19 protein-coding genes are annotated in these 19,908 nt (G+C 68.1%); 14 read left to right on the forward strand and 5 right to left on the reverse strand.

Annotated features, from left to right (window positions below):
• The first annotated feature begins 72 nt into the window (after positions 1–72).
• On the forward strand, positions 73–1,356 hold the full coding sequence (locus NS1_RS14630; RefSeq protein WP_062985064.1) for a helix-turn-helix domain-containing protein: 1,284 nt from the start codon (positions 73–75) through the stop codon (positions 1,354–1,356).
• Here NS1_RS14630 and NS1_RS14635 read toward each other — a convergent pair.
• Genes NS1_RS14635 through NS1_RS14645 form a run of 3 tightly spaced genes read right to left on the reverse strand, consistent with a single transcriptional unit; the run spans position 1,346 to position 4,115 of the window.
• On the reverse strand, positions 1,346–1,963 hold the full coding sequence (locus NS1_RS14635; protein ID WP_062985066.1) for a DUF305 domain-containing protein: 618 nt from the start codon (positions 1,961–1,963) through the stop codon (positions 1,346–1,348). The two genes, NS1_RS14630 and NS1_RS14635, sit on opposite strands and share 11 nt — an antisense overlap.
• Positions 1,960–3,510 (reverse strand): LVIVD repeat-containing protein, encoded by a 1,551-nt coding sequence (locus NS1_RS14640; protein ID WP_062985069.1) that lies wholly within the window; start codon positions 3,508–3,510, stop codon positions 1,960–1,962. The genes NS1_RS14635 and NS1_RS14640 overlap by 4 nt, the downstream gene beginning before the upstream one ends.
• A complete protein-coding gene (locus NS1_RS14645) occupies positions 3,507–4,115 on the reverse strand; it encodes a TetR/AcrR family transcriptional regulator (protein WP_056821683.1) in 609 nt (202 codons plus the stop codon). The genes NS1_RS14640 and NS1_RS14645 overlap by 4 nt, the downstream gene beginning before the upstream one ends.
• 126 nt (positions 4,116–4,241) lie before the next feature.
• Here NS1_RS14645 and NS1_RS14650 point away from each other — a divergent pair, with 126 nt between their 5' ends.
• A complete protein-coding gene (locus NS1_RS14650; protein ID WP_062985070.1) occupies positions 4,242–5,357 on the forward strand; it encodes an Rv3169 family protein in 1,116 nt (371 codons plus the stop codon).
• Positions 5,357–6,385: a phosphotransferase family protein gene (locus NS1_RS14655; protein WP_062985072.1), complete on the forward strand. Its 1,029-nt coding sequence runs from the start codon at positions 5,357–5,359 to the stop codon at positions 6,383–6,385. Before NS1_RS14650 ends, NS1_RS14655 begins: the two co-directional genes overlap by 1 nt.
• A 19-nt stretch (positions 6,386–6,404) precedes the next feature.
• Here the strand turns inward: NS1_RS14655 and NS1_RS14660 are convergent, their stop codons facing one another.
• Positions 6,405–7,463, reverse strand: coding sequence for an oxidoreductase (locus NS1_RS14660; protein WP_373864339.1), 1,059 nt, complete (start codon positions 7,461–7,463; stop codon positions 6,405–6,407).
• 161 nt (positions 7,464–7,624) lie between these two features.
• Between NS1_RS14660 and NS1_RS14665 the strand changes: the two genes are divergently transcribed.
• The 4 genes from NS1_RS14665 to NS1_RS14680 all read left to right on the forward strand — a co-directional run bounded on the left by NS1_RS14665 (position 7,625) and on the right by NS1_RS14680 (position 12,414).
• A complete protein-coding gene (locus NS1_RS14665) occupies positions 7,625–8,212 on the forward strand; it encodes a TetR/AcrR family transcriptional regulator (RefSeq protein WP_062985329.1) in 588 nt (195 codons plus the stop codon).
• 89 nt (positions 8,213–8,301) lie between these two features.
• A complete protein-coding gene (locus tag NS1_RS14670) occupies positions 8,302–9,315 on the forward strand; it encodes a TIGR03617 family F420-dependent LLM class oxidoreductase (protein ID WP_062985077.1) in 1,014 nt (337 codons plus the stop codon).
• Entirely contained in the window at positions 9,312–10,121 is an 810-nt protein-coding gene (locus NS1_RS14675; protein ID WP_062985079.1) for an enoyl-CoA hydratase/isomerase family protein, read from the forward strand. Before NS1_RS14670 ends, NS1_RS14675 begins: the two co-directional genes overlap by 4 nt.
• Positions 10,122–10,164: 43 nt before the next feature.
• Complete coding sequence (locus NS1_RS14680) at positions 10,165–12,414, forward strand: acyl-CoA dehydrogenase family protein (RefSeq protein WP_062985081.1); 2,250 nt, start codon at positions 10,165–10,167, stop codon at positions 12,412–12,414.
• Between the two features lie 16 nt (positions 12,415–12,430).
• On the opposite strand, the gene NS1_RS14685 is transcribed toward NS1_RS14680, so the two are convergent.
• Positions 12,431–13,435 (reverse strand): AraC family transcriptional regulator, encoded by a 1,005-nt coding sequence (locus NS1_RS14685; protein ID WP_062985083.1) that lies wholly within the window; start codon positions 13,433–13,435, stop codon positions 12,431–12,433.
• 106 nt (positions 13,436–13,541) lie between these two features.
• Between NS1_RS14685 and NS1_RS14690 the strand changes: the two genes are divergently transcribed.
• The 7 genes from NS1_RS14690 (at position 13,542) to NS1_RS14715 (ending at position 19,874) form a co-directional block, all read left to right on the forward strand.
• Complete coding sequence (locus NS1_RS14690) at positions 13,542–14,513, forward strand: quinone oxidoreductase family protein (RefSeq protein ID WP_062985085.1); 972 nt, start codon at positions 13,542–13,544, stop codon at positions 14,511–14,513.
• A 26-nt stretch (positions 14,514–14,539) separates the two neighbouring features.
• On the forward strand, positions 14,540–15,406 hold the full coding sequence (locus tag NS1_RS14695) for a TauD/TfdA dioxygenase family protein (protein ID WP_062985087.1): 867 nt from the start codon (positions 14,540–14,542) through the stop codon (positions 15,404–15,406).
• A 45-nt stretch (positions 15,407–15,451) separates the two neighbouring features.
• Positions 15,452–16,504: a beta-keto acid cleavage family enzyme gene (locus NS1_RS14700; protein WP_062985089.1), complete on the forward strand. Its 1,053-nt coding sequence runs from the start codon at positions 15,452–15,454 to the stop codon at positions 16,502–16,504.
• 81 nt (positions 16,505–16,585) lie between these two features.
• Entirely contained in the window at positions 16,586–17,881 is a 1,296-nt protein-coding gene (locus NS1_RS14705; protein WP_062985331.1) for an MFS transporter, read from the forward strand.
• Positions 17,882–17,908: 27 nt separating this feature from the next.
• A complete protein-coding gene (locus NS1_RS14710; RefSeq protein WP_084503735.1) occupies positions 17,909–18,553 on the forward strand; it encodes an RBBP9/YdeN family alpha/beta hydrolase in 645 nt (214 codons plus the stop codon).
• On the forward strand, positions 18,550–18,714 hold the full coding sequence (locus tag NS1_RS40040) for a hypothetical protein (protein ID WP_157125217.1): 165 nt from the start codon (positions 18,550–18,552) through the stop codon (positions 18,712–18,714). Before NS1_RS14710 ends, NS1_RS40040 begins: the two co-directional genes overlap by 4 nt.
• Positions 18,715–18,932: 218 nt before the next feature.
• Positions 18,933–19,874: an SDR family oxidoreductase gene (locus tag NS1_RS14715; RefSeq protein WP_062985091.1), complete on the forward strand. Its 942-nt coding sequence runs from the start codon at positions 18,933–18,935 to the stop codon at positions 19,872–19,874.
• Positions 19,875–19,908: the final 34 nt, after the last annotated feature.

The following is a 19,908-nucleotide window of genomic DNA, read 5'->3' on the forward strand; positions in this document are numbered from 1 at the left end:
CCCACGCGGGAAATAGCGGCAACGTATTCTCGAGATGATGAACGAGTCGATCCGCATTGTCGCGGACCTCGCATGAGCGAGGTCGGCTCGGCGCTGCGTGTCGCACGAACGGCTGCGGGGATCAGCCTGCAGGGCATGGCCGCGCGCACGAATTATTCGAAGCCGTATCTGGGCCAGCTGGAGACCGGGGCCCGGGTCGTTCGCGCCGAGCACGTGGTCGCCTACGAATCGGCGCTGGCCACTCCGCTCGATCACCTGCACGACCGGCTCACCGTCGAATCGGTCAACGGACTCGACGATCTGCCCACGCAGCTGTCTTCGCTGTTGCTGCCGCCGGTCGCGCACCCGAGGACCGATCACCCGACCTTCGCGGCGACAGAGCTGGCCGCCGCCGAGCAGTTGGCGATCTGGGCGCGTGGCAGGCAATGGGCCGACGGGCAGGCGCCGCGCCAGGTCGTCACGGCCTGGCTGGCCGCGAATCTACCCAGGTTGCAGCAGCTTTCGGACCCGAGCAGGCACGGACGTGCCCTGCGAGTCGGAGCGGAGCTGGCCGATATCGCGGCCGCCATGAGTTGGGACGTGGAGGACATCACCGCCGCGCGTCGGTACTCGGTCGCCGCCGCGCGACTTGCCCACGCGGCGCGCGACACAGTGCTGACCGCTGCGATCCTCACCGAGTCGACCTGGCAGTTGCTCGACAGCGGGAGGCCCGCGGAAGCACTGGAAGTGGCCCAGCTCGCCCAGTACGTGGCGCGCCGGACGGCGACGCCACTGCTGCGGGTCGCCCTCGCCGAGTTGGAGGCCTACGCGCACGGCATCCTGGGCGAACATGCCGCGTTCCAGCGCGCGATCGTCGTCGCGGTGGAATGCCGTTGTGAAGCGGCGGAGACTGTCGCCGGTGACAGCGTCGCCGACCGGAGCCTCACCGCGGCCACCGTCGGCATGATCCTCGGACCGCGCCGGGACTGGCCAGGGCCAGGGCAGCAGTGGCGGCTGCTCGGCAACAGCTACCGTCACCTCATCGCTACCCGCCCCGACCTGGCTCGTCTCGCCTTCGGCGAGATGCACACGCCACTGTCGCAGGATTTCGTGACACCGGCGACGGCCGCGATCTCCTCGGCACGCCTACAGCTGATGCTCGGCGAGCCCGAACTCGCTGTCGACCAAGTCGGTCTCGCCTTGTCGCTGTGCGGTCGACGACCGGTGGGCCGCACGGCCGCACGGCTGTTGGATTTTCGGCACGAGTCGACCGAATTCGCCGCGGTCTCGGCGGTCGGCGAGGTCCGCACCGCCATTCGCGAGCTGGTCGCGCATCCCGAGTTCGCCCGCGACAGTCGGCAGACGCTCAGCCCGTAGCGGTCACGCCGCGCTGGGAGATCAGCATCCCGATGATCCCGGATTCCTGGCTCTGTGTGCTGATCATGTCGCGGGCCGCCTGTTCGACCGGCCCACCGGCGGACAGCTCGTCGAACGACTGGGCCATGGCGACGCCGCCCTGGTGGTGGCGATACATCAAGCGCAGAAACATCGCTTCGGCCTCGGCGCCGCGAGCCACAGCCAGGGCGTCGAGGTCGGCGCGAGTGGCCATACCGGGCATGGTCGTGGACGCGGCGCCGTGGTGACCGGTGGGCATCCACGACATCGGGTGCGGGTTGGTCGGGGTCGCCGCGGCCAACCGGAGCCAGCCGAGCATCATGCCGATCTCGAGGCGCTGGGCATCGGCGATCTGGTCGGCCAGCCGCCGCACGGTGGGATCGACATCGGCGGCAAGGCGCTCGACCAGGACGAGCGCCTGCTGATGGTGACCGGTCATGTCCTGCACGAACCCGATCTCGGTGGGCGTCAATACCGGTGTGACAGTGGCAGTTTCGGAGAAGAAGAGCGGTCGGATGGCCGCCCCGACCACCAGCAGCAGCAATACCGTCGCCGCACCCGCGACGCCGAGCAGCACCCGCCGGCTCATGAGCCGACCGTCGACCGCTGATCGGCGGGCGGGGTGTACACCTCGGGGGACAACTCCAAGGTGAGCAACCCGTTGTCGGCGCAGGTGGTCCACAGCTGATTGCCGCGCCACTCGGGTGCGGAGAAGCACCAGTCGGTGGAGAGGTCGCCGAAGGCCACGTCGCCGGTGCGCGAACTCAGTGCCTGCTCGGGATCGAGGACGCCCGCCTCGACGGCCTGCATCACCGACGGCGCGCTGAGCAGCGGCAGGCCGATGATCGAGGCGAGCGCGTGCGGGGAGTTCCACAGGTCGGCGTTCTGGCCGGTGCGCGCCGGTGGGTTGTAGTAGGCGATCTCGCGCACCTTCAACGGGTCGCGCACGTCGAAGATCCGGACGCCGGAGGAGATCCAGCCGCACGCCAGCGCGGTGGGGTTCACCGCGCGGTCGGCGGAGCAGTAGTGGGCGTCGTAGGCGAACAGCGACCCGCCCATCCCGGAGGCGAGCGCGGTGTCGCGGTGCTGCTGCAGGTTGATCTCCAGCTTGATCGAGTTCACCACGCGCGGATGCGTGTCGTCGGAGATGTCGATCAGTTTGACGCCGCCCGAACCTGCCTCGTCGGTGGTGAACAGATAGGGCACGCCGTTGTAGGTGACGGGGATGTTCTGCTGGGTCGCCCAGCCGTCGGTCCAGGTCAGCTGGGAGATGATCGGCACCTGCGGATCAGGGTCGCGGCGCTGTACCGCGGAGGTATCGAGGATGGTCAACCCGCCCATATTGTTGGCCAGGTACATCCGGTTGCCGTCGGCGCGCAAGCCCATCCCGTGCATGGACTGGCCGGGCATGCCCTGCCAGATCACGCGGGGGTCGGCCGGGTCGGTCAGGTCGACGGCGCTGACGATGCCGGGGATGACGCCCGATGCCCAGTAGGTGCGGCCGTCGGGGGAGAAGCCGCCTTCGTGGGCGGTGATCGGGACCGGCAGGCTCACGTCGGTGCCGGGTCCTGGGTTGAGCAGGCGTGGGTGCGCGCAATCGGAGATGTCATAGATCGAGATCAGTCCGGCGCCGGTGAACGCGGGAGCTCCGGTGCCGACCAGCAGCTTTCGCGCGGCGTTGACCTTCAGGCTCTCCCAGGTACCCGCCAGCATCGCGGGTTCGGTGAGGGTGGCGGTGAGCACCGGGTTCGCCGGATCGGCGACATCGATCACCTGCACGCCCTGTGCCGGACCGAGCAGGTTGCCGGGGAAGAAGCTACCGAGGTAGACGCAGTGATCGAACTGCGTCGAGGTGATTCCCGCGCCGCGGCCCGCGTAGCCGCCGATGCGGTTGATGTTGCAGCGGTAACCCTGGGTGCTGCGGCCGCTGTCACGATCGGCGGCGGGCACATCGCCCTGGAGGCCGGATTCGGGCAGGGAGCCGTCCGCGCAGCTCGCGCGGGCGACGGCGGTATCGGCGAGGGCGCGGTCTTCCAGGACGACTCCCACGGAGTCGGACTGGGCGAGGCCGATCGCGGAGGGCACCAGCAGCACCGCCGCGGTAGCGATCAACAGGTGGCGGAACGGAGTTCTCATTTCGCACTTTCGTGGTGAGTGGCCAGGGTGACCAGGGCCGCGGCGGTCTGGCGGCAGAACTGCTCGCCGTCCTCGTCGCCACGTGTGAGGGCGCGCAGCAGCGTTGTGCCGCGCAGGAATTCGAAGATCAGGTCGGGATCGCAGTCGGGGGAGGCCTGTCCGGACTCGATCGCCGCGTCGATGGTGGCGCGCAGCCCGACCCGGGCCAAGCCCTCACCGCGTTCGCGCAGCCTGCGGTAGCTCGCCTCGTCGTCGTGATAGGCCGAGAGCAGGCCGGGGATGCCCGACCGAGCCGCTGGATGGGTGGCCGCGGCGAAGAAGAGCTTGGTCCACCCGAGCAGATCCGCGCCGATATCGCCCGTCGGCTGCGGGACGACGCCGGTCTCGAGGGCGAAGATCGCGTCCTCGACGAGGTGGATCTTGTTGGGCCACCGGCGGTAGATCGAGGTGGCGACCACCCCGGCCCGCCGCGCGACTCCCTGGATGGTCGTGGCCTGGAAACCTTGCTCCACCAGCAATTCCTGGGTGGCGCGCAGCACCTGATCATCCAGGTTCGGGTCACGAGGGCGGCCCGGTCCCGGTCGGGTCTCGCGACGTTCACTCACCGTTCACTCCTCTGTAGGCGTCGGCAGAGCGTAGCCGAGAATCGGATCTTATTAAAAACGCTTCATGGTGTATTCGAATTAGCTAACTTGAAACGTGTTCTACCCCGACTCTCGAAGGAATAGCCCATGTTGACTCCCCAGGACGAGCTGCTCTGCCACCAATTGCCGACGACGTTCGACCACGTCGTCCAGAGCGATCTGCGCTGGACCGAGCGCATCGTGCTCTACGGCTTCGACACCACCGGCCGGGTCAGCGTCATGACCGGCATGGCGCGCTACCCCAACCGCAATGTGATGGATGCCTACGCGATGGTCACCATCGACGGCACCGCGCACGTGGCGCGGCTCTCGCGCGAGATCAGCGGCAAGTACGACGACCTGGGCGCCTGGCAGATCGGCCCCTACCGCTACGAGATCACCGAGCCGCTGCGCGGCGTGCGCGCGACCCTCGGCGACAACGATCACGGCCTGCGCCTCGAACTGAACTTCGCCGGCCAGTTCCCCGCCTACGAGCAGGAACCCGCCTTCTTCCGCACCCGTGGCCGGGTCCGTGAGGACGCCCGCCGCTACTACCAGAACGGCGAGATCTCCGGGTGGTTCGAGGTCGACGGCGAACGCATCGAGATCGACCCGAGCACGTGGTGGTTCGGTCGTGATCACTCGTGGGGCACTCGCCACGGCGGCGGTGGCGGCAGCCTCGGCGAGGGCGGCGGTCTGCAGCCCTCGGAGATCCCCGACGGCGTGCTGTACTTCATGGGCATCTTCCAGTTCGACGACGAGCTGGTCCACTTCGCCCAGCGTGAGACCGCCGACGGGCAGCGCTGGCACTTCGAGGGGTCGATCCAGCGCCCGATCGAGGCGGACGTACCGACCGTGCCGATCGTCAGCGTGACCCACGACCTGAAGTTCCGCGACGACTTCCGGATCGTGTCGGAGGGCTCGTTCACGGCTGAGGCCGCCGACGGCGGCGAGCGCACTTACTCGGTCACCGCACTGCACGATTTCTGGCCGGGCCTGGCCGGATACGACATGTATCGCGGCTACGCGTCGGGGATCTGGAAGGGCGAGTCCTACAGCGACGGCTTCACCGTCGATCTCTCCGACACCGCCGAACTGCGCCCGGTCAGCATGCTCACCGAGACCTTCGTCAAGGTCGAGTCCAGTGACGGCAAGGTCGGCTACGGCCTGGTCGAGATGGTGTTCATGGGCCGCAATGCCCGGTACGGGTACGAGGGGTACTGATGACGACTCGCCCTACCGCAGAAGATCTACCGAACGCTGTCGTCCCCGTGCTGCGCAGTGGTTTTCCCGACGCCGAGTCCGCGCGGGTGACGAACTGGTCGGCCAGCCCGCGCGGTCTCGCCACCGAGACCTTCCTGTTCGACCTCGAACGCGCCGACGCCGAGCCGGTCTCGCTGGTGCTGCGTCGTCCGCCCGAGGTGGCGCTGTTTCCCGACTACGACCTGCTGCGTCAGGTCCTGGTCATGCGCCGTCTGGCCGAGACCTCGATCGCCGTTCCGGCGGTGCGCTGGCTCGACCGCGACGACGCGAAGCTCGGTAGTCCGTATTTCGTGATGGACCGCATCGACGGCTCGGCACCCGGTGACCTGCCCTCCTATCACTCGGCCGGTCTGTACTTCGACGCCGATCCCGCCGATCGCGCCAAGATGTGGTGGGGCTGCGTCGACACGATCGCCGAGATCCACCAACTCGACTGGCGCAACCTGAACTTGGACTTCCTGTCCTTCCCGAAGTTCGGCGCGGCACCGCTGGAGCAGATGATCGGTTACGTCGATTCGGCCTTGGCCTGGGCCACCACCACGCAGCCGCCCGCGCTGCGCCGGGCCGTCGAATGGTTGCGCGCCAACCTCTACGAACCCGAACACGTCACCCTCTGCTGGGGCGACGCCCGGATGTCGAACATCCTCTACGACACAGAGTTCCGCGTATCAGGCGTGCTCGACTGGGAGATCGCCTACATCGGCGACCACGAGGCGGACCTCGCCTGGATGTTGTTCCTGGACTGGGCGTGCTCGGAATTCCAGGGAACCGAACGACTCGCGGGTACTCCCACCCGCGAGGAGTCGATCGCCCGGTACGAGGAACGCAGCGGCATGAAGATCCGCAACCTGCGCTATAACGAGGTCCTGGCCGCGGTGCTGCTCAGTATTCCGTTGCTACGCATGGCCCATCGTCTGAACCTGCCGTCGGAGATCGACATCACCGCATTCTGCACACAGCGGGTCGAGCAGTTGCTCGGCGACGAATAGGACAGGTGCCGACGGCTGGTCAGGTGAGCTCGCGCTGGTGACGATCTGGGTCGAAGGTGGGCAGGGGAGCGCCGGTGCGCAGTATGCGGGCGATCGCGGGCTCGGCGAGATGCAGACGACCGATCGCGACCAGGTCGAATTCGGCGTCGGCCAGCCGTCGGTAGAGACCGTCGAGTGCGGCCGGTTCGGGAATGTCTCGCTCGTGCAAGGACGTGCTCAGTCCGACGCTGCCGACGGCCATGCTGTACGCGCCGGTCAGCTTCTTTGCCCAGCCCGCCAGGGTCAGTTCGCTCCCGGCGAAGGCCGGTCGGCCGAAATACCTGCTGCTGGCGTCGAATACATCGACGCCGGCGGCCCGCAGCGCGGTGAGGATCACGCCGAGTTCGTCGGGGTTCTCGGCGATCCGTGCGCCGTAGTCCTGCTGTTTGTGTTGGGAGAAGCGGTAGAAGATCGGCAGTCGCGGGCCTATTTCCCGGCGGATCGCGCGCACGACCTCGACCGGGAAGTTGACGCGTCTGCCCAGGTCGCCGCCCCAGTGGTCGGTGCGTTGATTGGTGGCCTCCCAGACGAACGCGTCGAGCAGATAGCCGTGGCCCGCGTGGATGGCGATGCCGTCGAAACCGACCGCGACCGCGTTGCGGGCCGAGCGCACGTAGGCGGCGATCACGTCCTCGATGTCGTGTTCGGTCATGGGGGCGGTCGGTGTGGTCACCGTCGACAGGTAGCGCTGCGAGTACGTCGTGCGCCCGACCGGACCCCACAGACCCGACGGGCGCAGGGGTGTGAGCGCCGGGTCCACGCGGGCCATCGCGCCCCACAGCGGACCGACGTGCCACAGCTGCGGCACGATCCTGCCGCCCGCTTCGTGCACGCCGTCGACCACGCGGCGCCACCCGGACAGGGCTGATTCGCCGTGTAGCCGAGGCACTTTCGTGCTGTCGACCGCCATCGGATGATCTATCGCGACGCCTTCGGTGATGATCAGGCCCGTGCCGCCTTCGGCACGCCTGCGGTAGTACGCGGCGACCTCCTCACCCGGTGTGCCGCCGGGGGAGTGCTGCCGGGTCATCGGCGACATGACGATGCGGTTCGGCAATGCCAACGGCCCGATGCGCAAGGGATCGAACAGGGCGTCGGCGGTGGTCATGCGCCCACGCTCCCAGCGTTGTCGGCCACGGGCAACCGGCAGGCCCGTTGAGCGGCATCTCGGTGAATTATGTAACAGGTTATTATGTAATGATGCCCTCGGAAACTTCGCCCCGCCCCGGCAGGCCCCGCGACGCCGACAAGGACCTCGCGGTACTCGTCGCCGCCAGGCAGTTGCTCGCCGAAGTCGGTTACCCGGCGGCGACGGTCGTCGCGATCGCCAAGCGTGCCGGGGTCAACACCCCCGCCATCTATCGCCGGTGGCCGACGCGTCAAGCGCTGCTCGAAGAGGCCATTCACGGCCCCGGTGGGCACGCGCTGCCCGAGCCGACCGGCGACCTCAGGGCCGATCTGGCGATCTGGGTGCGCATCTTCCTCGCGCGCGCCGAAAGCCCGGCTGCCCGCGCGGGAGTGCCCGGCCTGCTCGCCGATTCGCAGACCGAGGAAGCACGCGGCAGGTTGCTCGCGATCGGCGCTCCCGTGCGCAAGGCCTTCGCCGAGTTGCTCGATAGTGCGGTCGATGACGGTCGGATCGCACCCGGCGCCGATGCGGACCTGATCTTCGAGATCCTCTCGGGCGCCACGACATTCCACGCCCTGCTCCGTGGCGGCGAGGAGGGTGACGCCTTCGTCGCCCGACTGGCCGACGCGCTGTACGTCTTGGCGTCCACCGGGCGCTGAGACGGCCGATCGTCGTGACTCAGACCACATCTCAATAACGTTACATGCTAGTATGTAATTGTGAGTCGAGAGTCCCATGGAGCGTGCGAATGAAGGTCGACCTGCAATTGGGCGCGCGCCCGGAACGGGTGATCGCGCGATCCGCCGAGCTGATCGCCTGCGGGGTGGACGGCCTGTTCACCTTCGAAGGCGCCCATGACGTCTTTCTCCCGTTGACCCTGGCCGCCGCCGGTCCTGAACCGGTCGACCTGATGACCAACGTCGCCATCGCCCTCCCGCGCAGCCCGGTCCACCTGGCGCACACCGCCTACGACCTGCACCTGCTCAGCGGCGGCCGGTTCCGTCTCGGGCTCGGCTCGCAGACCCGCGCGCACATCGAAAAGCGTTACGGCGGTGAGTGGTCGCGCCCGGCCGCGCGCATGCGGGACATGGTGCTCGCGATCAAAGCCGTGCTCGGCTCCTGGCAGGAGGGCACCCCGCTGCGCTTCGAAGGCGAGTTCACCCGGCACACCCTGATGCCGCCGACGTTCGATCCGGGCCCGAATCCCTATGGGCTGCCGCAGATCTGCCTCGGCGCACTGGGCCCGATCATGACCAGGACGGCGGCCGAAGTGGCCGACGGGCTGCTGGTCATGCCGTTCAACAGCGCCCGGCATTTCACCGAACACACCCTGCCCGCCATCGAGGAGGGTCTCGACCGCGCCGGGCGCGAGGCCGCCGACCTGGATATCTATCCACAGGTGATCGTCGCGATGGGCCGCACGCCGAGCGAGCTGGCGGCCGCGGCCGTCGGCGCGCGCCGACTGCTCGGCTTCTACGGGTCGACGCCCGCGTACCGCCCGGTCCTCGACGCCGAGGGCTGGGGTGGGCTGCAACCTGAACTGAACGCGCTGTCCAAGCGCGGTGCCGTCGCGGCGATGACCGACCTCATCGATCAGACGATGCTCGACACCTTGGCTGTGCACGGGACGCCGGAGCAGTGCGCGGCGGCGATCATCGAGCGCTTCGGCGCCTACGCCGATCGGATCTGCTGCTATTTCCCGGGTTACGACGTGTCCGATGAGTACATCAAAGACTTGGTCACCGCATTGCAGGCGCCATGAGCGTGCGCGTCGAAATCGCCGACGGCGTCGCGGTGGTGACATTGGATCGGCCCGATCGCCGAAATGCCTTCACGGGCGCGATGGGTCGGGCGATCGGCACGGCGTACCGCGAATTGGATGCCGACGACGCGGTACGGGTCCTTGTCCTCACCGGCGCGCCCCCGGCCTTCTGCGCGGGCGCGGACATCGGTGGCGGCGACAGCACCTTCGACAAGCCCGACAGCGCAACGTTTTCCGCGTCCCCCGTCGACCCACCCGCCTTCGCTCTGCGCAAACCGGTGATCGCCGCGGTGAACGGGCACGCGATCGGCATCGGCCTGACCATCGCCATGCAGGCCGACATCCGCATCGTCGCCGAGGACGCGCGCTACGCCATTCCGCAAGTGCGGCTGGGTGTTCTGCCCGACGCGATGGCGCATTGGACAGTGGCCAAGGTCGCCGGAATGTCGGTCGCGGCCGACATCCTGCTGTCGGGTCGTACTTTCGACGGCAACGAAGCGGTTCGTCTCGGGCTCGCCTGCCGCTGTCTCCCCGCCACCGAAGTGCTGCCAGCGGCCCTCGCGATGGCGCGCGACATGGCGGCCGACGTCGCGCCGATGTCGGCGGCTCTCAGCAAAAGACTGTTGTGGGACACCGCGATCCACGGCTACGAACCCGCCCGGGTGGCCGAGTTGGAAACCGAACTGCACCTGCGGCTCATGGGCGGACCCGATGCTCGCGAAGGCATGCGGGCTCGCGTCGACCGGCGCGCTCCGGTCTGGTCGGCGCGGTTGTCGCGCGATTGGCACGACCTGCCGGAGTTCTGAGAACCCGGCCCCACATGTCGATTCACCATTCAGGAGTACACAGATGTCTCTAGCCGTAGACGCCGACCAGCACGCGCTGGCGCAATCGGTTGCCGCGTTCGCCCGCAAGATCGCTCCACTATCGCAGACGCGCGAACACCTGTCCGACTACGCCGCCGGGGTCATGCCGACCGGAGTATGGACTGCGTTGTGCGAGCCGGGGTTACACGCACTGCACCTCCCCGCCGCGTACGGCGGTGACGACTGCGGGCTCGACACCCTCGCGGTGGTGGTCGAGCAGTTGAGTGCTGCCCTGTTTCCCGGCCCCTACCTGTCGACAGTGACGGCGAGCGCGCTCGTGATGGCCGCTACCGACGCCGGTGCGCTGCTCGCGGACTTCGGGGCCGGCGTGACGGGCGCGGTCGTCACCGGGCCCGACCTGCGGGCGACCCGCGATGGCGAGGGCTGGGTCGTGTCGGGCGTGTCCGATCCGGCGCTCGGGCTGACCGGTGCCGAACGAGTTGTGGTGCGCGCCGCCGTCGACGGGGATCCCGAAGCGAGCCTGTGGTTCTGGCTCGGCCCCGCCGATCCGGCTACCCCGTCGTGTTCGGTGTCTTCGATCCGAATCACGCCCGGGGAGGCTGTCGACCTGACTCGATCACTGGCTCGCGCCGAATTCGATGCCTACCCGGTCGATGCGGGGCGGGTGCTCGATGGCATCGACCCCGCCGTCGCGGAGCTGTGGACGACCACCCTGGCGGCGGCGGAGGCGACCGGGATCTGTCGCTGGTGCCTGGACACCACCGTCGAATACATCCGGGTCCGACACCAATTCGGCCGCCCGATCGGCAGTTTCCAGGCCGTGCAGCATAAAGCGGCGCTCATGCTGGTCCGCGCCGAAGTGGCGAGCGCGGTGACCTGGGACGCCGCCCGCGCCGAGACCCAGCCGACCGAGCAGCGACTGCTCGCCGCCGCGAATGCGGCGCTGACCGTGCTGCCCGCCGCGATCGATCAGGCGGTGGACTGTGTCGGCCTGCTCGGCGGCATCGGATTCACCTGGGAGCACGACGCCCACCTGTACTGGCGTCGCGCGATCGCGCTGGCCGCTGTCGTCGGCGGCGAGGACGCGGCGGCCAGGGCGCTGGGGGAGCGTGCGCTGCTCGCCGAACGCGACTTCTCGTTCGTCGACGCCGACACACTGCCCGAACTGCGTGCCACGGTCGGCGGCGTGCTCGACGCGGTCGCCGCTCTCGCGGATGACGAAATCCCTTCCGAGGGTTGGTCACCCGCGCGCGGTGGTGCCCGCCGGGCGGTGCTCGCCGATGCCGGGCTGGTCGCCCCGCATTGGCCACGCCCGTACGGACTCGGCGCCGGACCCGCCGAACAAGCGGTGATCGCCGAGGAATTCGCGCGCCATGGGCTGGAGCGAACCGAACTCGGAATCGGCGCCTGGGTACTGCCGACGCTGATCGAACACGGCGACGACGAGCAGCGCGAACAGTTCGTCACCGCGACCATGCTCGGCGACATCATCTGGTGCCAGCTGTTCTCCGAACCCGGCGCAGGCTCCGATCTCGCCGGACTGTCCACCGCCGCGCGCAAAGTCGACGGCGGCTGGATCATCAACGGGCAGAAGGTATGGAACTCCCAAGCACAGGACGCGGATTGGGCCGTGTGCCTGGCGCGCACCGACACCGAAGTCCCTCGACACGCCGGCCTGACCTACTTCCTGATCCCGATGAACGCCGAGGGGGTCGAGGTCCGTCCGCTGCGCCAGGTCACCGGCATCTGGGAGTTCAACGAAGTCTTCCTCGACGAGGTCTTCGTCCCCGACAGCCAGGTTGTCGCGAAGCCCGGTGACGGCTGGCGGATCGCCGTCACCACGTTGTCGAACGAGCGGGTCGCCATGGGCTCGGCCACCTTCGGTCACGGCTCGAGCACCCTGGTCCGCCGCCTGCTCGAATCCGGCGACCACACCGGCACCCGCGACGACGCGGTCCGTGTCCTCGGCCGCAACACCGCGCTCGAGCTGTCCGTCGCCGCGCTGAACCTGCGCGACGTCGTGGCCAGGATGAACGACAGGACCGACGGCAACGGGTCCAGCAACAGCATCCGCAAAGTCTGGAACGCCATCGCCCAACGCGACGCCACCCGCGCTCTCGCCTCGATCCTCGGCCCACGCGCCGCCATCGGACACCCCGAGCAGCCCTACACCTTCGACTTCCTCGGCCTGCCCGCCATCCTCTTCGGCGGTGGCACCATCGAAATCCAGCTCAACATCATCGCTCGACGCGTGTTGCGTCTGCCGCAATAGGGGGCTACCGCGTCGGTCAGTGGCGCGCGGCCTCCTGCTGCCGCCACTGCCGGGGGCTCACCCCATACCTCGCGCTGAACCATCGCGAGAAGTTGCTCACCGAGGAGAAGCCGAGCAGATCGCCGACCTCGGTGAGGGAGTGACGGCGGTTGGCCACCATCCGTTCGGCCAGAGCGCCGCGGATGTCGTCGACCAACGCGGTGAATGTCGTGCCGTCCTGCGCGAGCTTGCGGTGCACCGTGCGCCGGTCGACCCCGAGGCTGCGAGCTACCTGCTCGACGGTGCAGCGGCCCGTCGGCAACAGCAATTCGACGAGTTCGCGGACTCGGTCGGTGACCGTGGCCTCCCGCGACGGTGCCATGGCGAGCAACTGCTGCGCGTAGGTACGTAGGAGCGGGTCGGCCATGGCGTTCTCGGCGTCGAGATCGCCGCTGTAGGTGAGGATTCCGTTGAAATCCTGATCGAACTCGACGTGCGGGCCGAACATCTTGTGATAGGTGGTCCGGTCACGCGGGGCGGGGTAGGAGAAGCACACCTGCGTCGGGCGCCAGGTCGGTCCGGCGAATCCGCGAAGCAGCCCGTACAGCACTCCGGTGGTGAGCTCGACGGCCTGCCGGACCGGGACCGCTCGGCCGACATCCACGTTCACCCGAATGGTGGCCATGCCGTTCGCCTCGATGACCTCGGTGTGCAGCGCCTCGTTGTACATGTGCTCGTGGCGCGACAGCAGCCGCAGCGCGCTGCGCACGTCCGGCTCCTCTCGGATGACCAAGCTCAGCGGGCCGAGATTGGAGAACCGCCGCAGCTGCGCCAACCGCAGGCCGAAGTCCTCCCTGCCTGATTCGACGGCCGAGCGTTCCAGCAGTTCGGCGACGGCCTCGGCGGGAATCCACCGGTCCTGCGTGCCGAAACCGGCCGGATCGAGTCCGCAGTCACGGATCAACCGCGCCGGTTCCAGGCCTAGTGACCCGGCCAGTTCGACGTAGTCGTTCAACGACGCGTACCGGGACAGCGGCTTCACCCAGTGCCTCCAAGTGTCCCGAGGGGAATAGTTTTCTGTCCCGACAGGATAAGCGTTGATGCGTGATCGAGCCTACTGTTATGTCCATCACATAGGAGGAGAAGCTGTGGCACACGCAATTCGATTCGCTGAAACCGGTGGTCCCGACGTGATGCGGTGGGAGTCCACCGAGGTCGGCGCGCCGGGGCCCGGCGAGGTCCGTATCCGGCACGAGGCGGTCGGGCTCAACTTCGCCGACACCTATTTCCGCACCGGTCTGTATCCGGCAGCGTTGCCGGCCGGACTCGGCGTGGAGGGGGCAGGCGTCATCGAGGCCGTCGGCCCCGGCGTCGGCTTCGCGGCCGGTGACCGCGTCACCTACACCGGCAGCCCGCTCGGCGCGTACAGCACCGAACGGATCATGCCCGCCGAGCACCTGATCGCGCTGCCCGATGGCATCGCGTTCGACACCGCGGCCGCGACCACCATGCGCGGACTGACCACCGCCTATCTGCTGCGCCGCATCCACCCGCTGCGCGCGGGCGCCACGGTGCTGCTGCACGCGGCGGCGGGCGGGGTCGGGCAGCTGTTCACCCAGTGGGCGAAGCTGCTCGGCGTCAGCGTGATCGGCACCGTCTCCAGCGAGGAGAAGGCCGCGGTCGCCCGGGCCAACGGTTGCGACCACGTGGTGATCTACACCAGGGAGGACGTCGCGACCCGGGTTCGTGAAATCACCGATGGCGCGGGCGTTCCCGTGGTCTACGACAGCATCGGCAAGACGACCTACCAGTCGTCGCTGGATTCTCTCGCCCGGCGCGGCCTGCTCGTGTGCTTCGGCACCGCCTCGGGACCCGTGCCGCCGATCGAGGCGATGCAGCTGGCGGTGAAAGGCTCGCTGTTCGTCACCCGGCCCGCGCTCGCCGACTACATCGCCGACCCGGCCGAACGCGCCGAACTCGCCGGCGAACTGCACGACCACCTCACCGCGGGCCGGCTGCGGGTCGAGATCAACCAGCGCTACGAACTCGCCGACGCCGTGCGGGCCCATCGCGACCTCGAAGCAGGCCGCAGCGTGGGCGCGTCGGTCTTCGCGATCTGACGCGTCCACCGGAAAGGAACAAGCCAATGACCGTTCGAACCGCGATGCGCGCGGCGCCGCTGACCGCGACCATCGGCGCCGAACTACACGGGGTGAACCTCGCCGAGGTCGCCGCCGACGACGCCCTGTTCGCCGAACTGCGCACCTTGCTGCTGCGCCACAAGGTGCTCTTCGTCCGAGATCAGGACATCACCCGTGCCGAACATGTCGCGCTCGCCGAACGTTTCGGCCCGCTCGAGGACCACCCGGCGCTCAGCAGCGATCCCGACCACCCCGGTCTGGTCCGCATCTACAAGGACCTCGACAGCGCGCCCGAGCACTACGAGAACGCCTATCACTGTGACGCCACCTGGCGGGTCAATCCGCCGATGGGAGCGGTCCTGCGCTGCGTGGAATCGCCGCCCGTCGGTGGCGACACCATCTGGGTGAACATGGTGGAGGCGTACAAGCGGCTGCCGCAGTCGGTGAAATCGCGGATCGCGCATCTGCGGGCGCGGCACAGTATCGAGGCGAGTTTCGGCGCCGCGCTCTCGGAGGAGAAACGACTCGCCCTGCACGAGCGTTTCCCCGATGCCGAACATCCGGTGGTGCGTATCCACCCGGACACCGGCGAGGACATTCTGTTCGTCAATTCCTTCACCACGCATCTGGTCAATTACCACACGCCGGAGAATGTTCGATTCGGCGCCGACTACGCGCCGGGTGCGAGTGAACTCCTCAATTACCTGATGCGCCAAGCGAGTATCCCCGAATACCAGGTGCGCTGGCGCTGGACCGAGAACAGCTTCGCGATCTGGGACAACCGGTGCACCCAGCACTACGCGGTGCAGGACTACTGGCCCGCCGTCCGCAAGATGGAGCGCGCCGGGATCGTCGGCGACCGTCCCTTCTGAATTTTCACTTTCGATTAGCCCCGCAATTCCGATCGGAGTACCCCCATGCATTTTCACGACGACGCACTGTTCCCCGAGAACCAGGAAAAGCTGGTCATTACCGTCGCGCCGTACGGCCCGGAATGGGAACTCGACGATTTCCGCGACGACCTGCCGCTCACCATGGACGAGCATGTCCAAGCCGCCGTCGACTGCTACGAAGCCGGCGCCACCGTGCTGCACATCCACGTGCGTGAACTCGACGGCAAGGGGTCCAAGCGCCTGTCGAAGTTCAACGAACTGCTCGCCCGCCTGCGCGAGGCGGTACCGGACATGATCCTGCAGGTCGGCGGCTCGATCTCCTTCTCGCCCGAAGGCGAAGGCGCCGACGCGAAGTGGCTCACCGACGACGCGCGCCACATGCTCGCCGAACTCGATCCCAAGCCCGACCAGGTCACCATCGCGATCAACACCAGCCAGATGAACATCGTCGAGTTGATGACCGAAGACGACATCGCGGGCACCTCCTTCGAACGGCCCGAGGTGTACGAGGCGTACCGGGAGATGTATGTCCCGGCGGGCCCGACCTGGGTTGCCGAGCATCTGAAGCGCTTGCAGGCCAACGGAATTCAGCCGCATTTCCAGCTGTCGAGCATTCCGCAGCTCGAGACCGTCGAACGGCTGATCCGCCGCGGCGTGTACACCGGCCCGCTCATGCTGACCTGGGTCGGCATCGGCGGCGGCTTCGACGGCCCGAACCCCTACAACATGATGGAGTTCATCCGCCGCACTCCCGACGGCGCGGTGCTCACCCTGGAGACGCTGATGCGCAGCGTGCTGCCGGTGAACACGATGGCCATCGCGATGGGTCTGCACGCGCGCTGCGGCAACGAGGACACCCTGTGGGGTCGTAAGGGCGAGAAGATGACCTCGGTCCAGCAGATCCAGCAGTTGGTCCGGATCGCGGGCGAACTCGGCCGCGAGGTGGCCACCGGTAAGGAAGCGCGCGAGATCTACAAGCTCGACGAGCGCTACGCCGACGCCGACGAGACGCTCGCCAAGATCGGGTTCGCCCCGAACCGCCAGCCGGGCCAGGTCGGCTTCACCCACCACGCCTGACCCTCGGCGGGGATCACCTTCCCCTGTCTCGACAACCCGGTGGACGTCAGCGACGACGTCCACCGGTTCGCAGGAGCACCCATGGACCACACCACGACCGTCGCGCCCCTCGCGTCGGCGCCGCGCCGTTCCTCGTCTGTCACCCGCAACTATCCGTGGCTGGTATTCGCCCTCGCCTTCGGTCTGCTACTGGCCGACTACATGTCCCGCCAAGTGCTGAGCGCGGTGTTCCCGTTCCTGAAAACCGAATGGACACTGTCGGATTCGCAGCTGGCCTCGCTCAGCAGCGTGGTGGCGCTGATGGTGGGTCTGCTGACGCTGCCGCTGTCGGTGCTGGCCGACCGGTGGGGTCGGGTCAGGAGCCTGGTGGTGATGGCGGTGGTGTGGAGCATCGCGACCCTGGTGTGCGCCCTGGCCGACAACTACCCGCAGATGCTCGTCGCCCGCTTCTTCGTCGGCGTCGGCGAGGCCGCCTACGGCAGCGTCGGGGTCGCGCTGGTGCTCAGCGTGTTCGCGGCCCGTCGGCACGCGGCTCTGAGCGGTGCGTTCATGGCCGGTGGCTCGTTCGGTTCGGTGCTCGGTGTCGCCGCGGGCGGTGTGATCGCCGTACACCTGGGGTGGCGGTGGTCGTTCGCTACCATGGCGGTCTTCGGTCTGGTGCTGGCCGTCGCGTTCCGTGCGGTGGTCACCGAGGAACGCAATGCCGCCCACGCCACCGAGCCCACACCCGAAATCGCCTTCCGCGCACCGATTTCGACGCTGTTCACCAATCCGGCCGTGCTGTGCGCCTACGTGGGCAGCGGATTGCAGATGTTCACCGCCGCGGTGCTGCTGTCGTGGATGCCCAGCTTCTTCAACCGCTACTACGGGCTGGCGCCCGACCGGGCCGCGGGTCTGGCGGCGGTGATCGTGACCCTCGTCGGCGCCGGCATGGTGGTGTGCGGTGTGATCACCGACCGGGTCGGCCGCGCCGACATGGCGCGCAAGTGGACGACCGCGATCGTGTTCTGCCTGATCTCACTCGTCACCCTCGGTCTCGGTTTCAGCATGAGTACCGGTGTGCCGCAACTGGTTCTGCTCGGTATCGGCGCGTTCTTCTCCGGCGGTTCGGCCGGTCCGACCGTGGCGATGGTCGCCAATCTCACCCACCCCTCGGTCCGCGCGTCGGCGTTCGGCACGCTCACTCTCGCCAACAGCCTGCTCGGGTTGGCACTTGGCCCGTTCGTCGTCGGTGTCCTCGCCGACCATCTCGGTCTGCAGAACGCGCTGCGGGTGACGCCGGTGGTGTCGGTCCTCGCGATCGTCGCCCTGTTGCTCGGTCGCCGGGTCTACCCGCTCGGGCTGCGCAAGCTCGCCACCGTGCACGCCTCGCACTGATTCTGTCGAAAAGGACTGCCGCACCTCATGAATGCTCTTCCCGAACCCACCGTCGTCATCGTTCCCGGCCTGCGCGATCACGTCGCCGACCACTGGCAGAGCCTGCTCGCCGACACGCTCTGGAAGGTGGCGATCGTGCCGCCGCTGGAACGTGACGGGCTGAGTCTGGCCGCACGGGTCGCCGCACTCGACGCGGTGCTCGCCGACATCGACGGACCCGTCGTCCTGGTCGCGCACAGCGCGGGCGTGATGATCACGGTCCACTGGGCGCAACAGTCCGACCGGCCGGTGCGCGGCGCACTGCTAGCCACGCCGCCCGATTTCGAAACTTCACTGCCGCAAGGCTATCCGACCGTCGACGAACTCACGGCCAACGGCTGGACGCCGATTCCGCGCAGGCGGTTACCCTTCCCCAGCATCGTGGCCGCGAGCAGCACCGACCCCTTGGCCACGGCTCGCCGCGTCGCAGGCATGGCCGAGGTGTGGGGGAGCAGACTGGTCGACCTCGGCGACGTCGGCCATCTGAATCCGGCGTCAGGCCACGGACCGTGGCCGCGTGCCCAGGAGTTGCTCGACGAACTGCTGGACGCGCCGCTATCTGTCCGGCGAACATGTGCGCCGAGCAGCAGCGAGGAACCCGTCACCGCGGCCCCACTCACGCGGGGCCGATGACCTTCTGGCCGCTGCGCTCAGCGGAGGTCGTCGGGGTGTGGTCCGGTGGCGAACGGGTTCGGCTCGTGCTGAGCGCAGGATGCCGACGAAGGGTCGCCCTCGTCCGCGACCTCATGGACTACGACGGGACCGGCTGGTTACTGGCGGCCGTAGAGATCTGAGCCGCTGGTCAGTGGAGCATCTCGGTGCTGACCACGGAGAGCAACTGCAATTTCTCGTAGCTCTCGGTACGATCACCAGAGATCTCCTTTGTGTGACTGGTTCGGTTCTACCGTCGGGGCTCGCGGGTATCCACTGATCGACAGTCCCTGGATGTCGCCTCTCGGCCGGACGATCGTGGATACCACCAGCCCAGCACACCGAGCACAGGAGAAGCGACATGCCACGTCGGCAACCCGACATCACTGTTCCCGACCTCACCGGACAACGCGCTGTGGTCACCGGAGCCAGCGATGGCATAGGCGTCGGGATCGCAGCGCGCCTGGCGGCCGCCGGGGCCGAAGTCGTTCTCCCGGTGCGCAGCCAGCGCAAGGGCGAGGCCGCGCTCGACACTATCCGGCAAGCGAGCCCCGAGGCGCAGGTCTCGCTGCGCGAACTCGACCTGTCCTCGTTGGATTGCGTTGCGGCGCTCGGCGAGACCCTGCGAGCGGAGGATCGCCCCATCCATCTGCTGATCAACAACGCGGGCGTGATGACCCCGCCGGATCGACAGGTCACCGCCGACGGGTTCGAATTGCAGTTCGGCACCAACCACCTCGGGCACTTCGCCCTGGTCGGGCACCTCTTGCCCCTGCTCCGCGCAGGGGGTGCGCGCGTCACCTCGCAGGTCAGCGTCGCGGCCAACCAGCACGGGATCAACTGGGACGACCTGAACTGGGAGCGCTCCTATAACGGCAGGCACGCCTACAGCCAGTCCAAGATCGCCTTCGGTCTGTTCGGGCTCGAACTCGGCCGACGCAGCCGAGCCAACGGCTGGGGCATCACCAGCAATCTGTCCCACCCGGGCGTCGCACCGACGAATCTGCTCGCCGCCCGGCCCGAGGTCGGGCGCGCGCAGGACACCACGGGGGTCAAACTCATCCGGTGGCTCTCGGCGCGAGGCATCCTCCTCGGCACCGTCGAGTCGGCGACGCTGCCCGCCCTCTACGCCGCCACCGCGCCCGACGCCGAGACCGAGCGCTTCTACGGACCCAGCGGACCCGGACACCTCGGCGGCCCTCCCGCCGAGCAGAAACTCTACGGTCGCCTACGCGGCCTCGACGACGCTCAGCGCATCTGGCAGATCTCCGAAGAACTCACCGGCGTCCGAATCTCGGTCTGACCAGGCCGAGGTCGACCCGTACGTCTGACCGGGC

The organism is Nocardia salmonicida NBRC 13393, assembly GCF_001613085.1.
In the GTDB taxonomy this organism is placed as follows: Bacteria; Actinomycetota; Actinomycetes; order Mycobacteriales; family Mycobacteriaceae; genus Nocardia; species Nocardia salmonicida.

Bases quoted from the DNA above. Each gene is read 5' to 3' on its own strand.
- NS1_RS14675 (WP_062985079.1), top strand. From the start codon at position 9,312: ATGAGCGTGCGCGTCGAAATCGCCGACGGCGTCGCGGTGGTGACATTG.
- NS1_RS14655 (WP_062985072.1), top strand. From the start codon at position 5,357: ATGACGACTCGCCCTACCGCAGAAGATCTACCGAACGCTGTCGTCCCC.
- NS1_RS14650 (WP_062985070.1), top strand. From the start codon at position 4,242: ATGTTGACTCCCCAGGACGAGCTGCTCTGCCACCAATTGCCGACGACG.
- NS1_RS14695 (WP_062985087.1), top strand. From the start codon at position 14,540: ATGACCGTTCGAACCGCGATGCGCGCGGCGCCGCTGACCGCGACCATC.
- NS1_RS14635 (WP_062985066.1), bottom strand. From the start codon at position 1,963: ATGAGCCGGCGGGTGCTGCTCGGCGTCGCGGGTGCGGCGACGGTATTG.
- NS1_RS14660 (WP_373864339.1), bottom strand. From the start codon at position 7,463: ATGTCGCCGATGACCCGGCAGCACTCCCCCGGCGGCACACCGGGTGAG.
- NS1_RS14705 (WP_062985331.1), top strand. From the start codon at position 16,586: ATGGACCACACCACGACCGTCGCGCCCCTCGCGTCGGCGCCGCGCCGT.
- NS1_RS14680 (WP_062985081.1), top strand. From the start codon at position 10,165: ATGTCTCTAGCCGTAGACGCCGACCAGCACGCGCTGGCGCAATCGGTT.
- NS1_RS14670 (WP_062985077.1), top strand. From the start codon at position 8,302: ATGAAGGTCGACCTGCAATTGGGCGCGCGCCCGGAACGGGTGATCGCG.
- NS1_RS14710 (WP_084503735.1), top strand. From the start codon at position 17,909: ATGAATGCTCTTCCCGAACCCACCGTCGTCATCGTTCCCGGCCTGCGC.
- NS1_RS14630 (WP_062985064.1), top strand. From the start codon at position 73: ATGAGCGAGGTCGGCTCGGCGCTGCGTGTCGCACGAACGGCTGCGGGG.
- NS1_RS40040 (WP_157125217.1), top strand. From the start codon at position 18,550: ATGACCTTCTGGCCGCTGCGCTCAGCGGAGGTCGTCGGGGTGTGGTCC.
- NS1_RS14640 (WP_062985069.1), bottom strand. From the start codon at position 3,510: ATGAGAACTCCGTTCCGCCACCTGTTGATCGCTACCGCGGCGGTGCTG.
- NS1_RS14700 (WP_062985089.1), top strand. From the start codon at position 15,452: ATGCATTTTCACGACGACGCACTGTTCCCCGAGAACCAGGAAAAGCTG.
- NS1_RS14665 (WP_062985329.1), top strand. From the start codon at position 7,625: ATGCCCTCGGAAACTTCGCCCCGCCCCGGCAGGCCCCGCGACGCCGAC.
- NS1_RS14715 (WP_062985091.1), top strand. From the start codon at position 18,933: ATGCCACGTCGGCAACCCGACATCACTGTTCCCGACCTCACCGGACAA.